The 1,835-nt window shown below is 63.7% G+C and carries 2 protein-coding genes; both read left to right on the top strand.

Features of this window, described 5'->3' with window-relative positions:
• Window positions 1–439 precede the first annotated feature (439 nt).
• Window positions 440–838, top strand: a complete 399-nt coding sequence (locus EOA38_RS35450) for a GNAT family N-acetyltransferase (RefSeq protein ID WP_245464736.1) — start codon at window positions 440–442, stop codon at window positions 836–838.
• A 123-nt stretch (window positions 839–961) separates the two neighbouring features.
• On the top strand, window positions 962–1,558 hold the full coding sequence (locus tag EOA38_RS35455) for a glutathione S-transferase (protein ID WP_126094791.1): 597 nt from the start codon (window positions 962–964) through the stop codon (window positions 1,556–1,558).
• Window positions 1,559–1,835 lie beyond the last annotated feature (277 nt).

Here is a 1,835-nt window from a genome sequence, read left to right on the forward strand (position 1 = left end):
GCCGCCAAGCCTGCCGCAAAGGCAGCGGCAAAGCCCGCCGCCAAGGCGCCGATGAAAGCAGCAGCCGCCAAATCGACGGCAGCGGTGAAGAAGGCGGCGCCGGCAAAGAAGGCGCCTGCCAAGAAGTGATCGCGTAGCTTCGCTTGCGGGCCGCGATGGGTGAGGGCGGGTGCCGTCGAGGCGCCCCTCCCGCCGGCTCGGCGTGATAGCGAGCGGAGTCGGAACGCACGCTCCTCCTAAAGCTCTCGGAAATTTTGCCATCGGCAAAACTTCCGGGAGCTTTTTGTTGCGGTGACCAGTGCACATTGGCAGGATCGATCCGGCCGTCGGGCGAGGGGAACTGCGTCATGCCAGATTCGCAGCGGCTAGGATGCGAGACGAATGCTTCATGGCTTTGGCACTTATAGTTCGTCCGGCGAGCTAGGACGACGCGGAACCGGTGAGCCGCCTGATCGTGGCCGCTCTGCGTGAAACCAACGCCAGGGACTACTCGCCGGAAATCATCGCCCGCGTCGAGCGGAGCTTCAGCCCTTCGGCAATGCTGCAGCTCTTCAAGCAGCGTCAGGTATTGGTCGCCATCGTCGGCAACAGAATCGTGGGAACTGCGAGTCTGGATAGAGCGATGGTTCGATCCGTGTTTGTCGATCCTGGATTTCAACGGCGTGGCGTCGGCAGGCGGCTGATGCTGGAGATCGAGCAAACCGCGCGGGCAAATGGTGTGACGGTGCTGACAGTGCCTTCCTCGGTCACCGCGGAGCCATTCTATTCTAGGCTTGGCTTCCGACCGGTCCGGGACAGTTTCCACGGCGACGAACGAACCATCATCATGGAACGGTAGCAACGACAGGCATCCCGTCAACCAAAGCTTCTGTCAGGCTGGCGGCAGGTTTTGGCGACGCTGGCCGTTGCCCTCGGAAGCCCATACGGTCAACAGTGCGCGCAAACAACCAGGAACCTGATCATGCCGAAGCTGCTCTACGCCTCCGCCTCACCCTACAGCTCGAAGGTCCGCATGGCGGCCGCCTATGCCGGCATCGCCATCGACCTCGTCCCGGTCAAGACGGAGGACAAGCCGGCGGAGCTGATCTCGGCCAATCCGCTGGGCAAGATTCCGGTGCTGGTGCTGGAGGACGGCCGCACTATCCATGACAGCAGGGCGATCACCCAGCATCTCAACCGGCTGTCGAAGAACGCGCTGTTCCCGCGCAATCCCGACAAGCGGCTCGAGGCCGAAGTGCTGGAGGCGCTGGCCGACGGCATATGCGACTGCGCGCTGTCGATGGTCTATGAGCGGCGCACGCGTCCCGACACCATGGTCTATCAGCCCTGGCTCGACCGCCAGTGGGCGAAGATCACGACCGCGCTCGACCTTATCAACGCCAACCCGCCGAAGCTGCCGAAGAAGATCACCGCCGGCCAGATGGCGCTGCGCGCTGCCCTCGGCTATCTCGCGCTGCGCTTCGCCGGCCAATGGGAAAAGGGCCGCGGCCGGCTGGTCCGCTGGGCCGCGCGCTTCGACGAGAAGTTTCCGGAGCTGAAAGGCTGCGTGCCGGGGTGACGCACCCTTTTCCATAAGACGCATCTCTTTGCCCGCTAGACTAGAAGGGAAGGCCATCCACCGCTGTCCCATTCCGGGACGGTCCCGCTGGCACCCGTCTTGCACCGTGAGATATGCCGGTTGATCCCGGTCCCGATCGCGTTCCAGATCGGGTTGTAGGCTCGCCGGGCTTGAGGTTGTTGGGGACTCGCCCGGCGGGTTTACGGTCCAGTCGCGCCAGTCTCCGGTGGCGCGAGGTGATCCGGGCCGCAGTCAATGAACTGGCTTTGCCGAAAAG

Source organism: Mesorhizobium sp. M1E.F.Ca.ET.041.01.1.1 (assembly GCF_003997355.1).
GTDB lineage: Bacteria > Pseudomonadota > Alphaproteobacteria > Rhizobiales > Rhizobiaceae > Mesorhizobium.

What these genes read in the sequence shown, in the direction of transcription:
- EOA38_RS35455 (WP_126094791.1), top strand. Translation starts at nt 962, where the DNA reads ATGCCGAAGCTGCTCTACGCCTCCGCCTCACCCTACAGCTCGAAGGTC.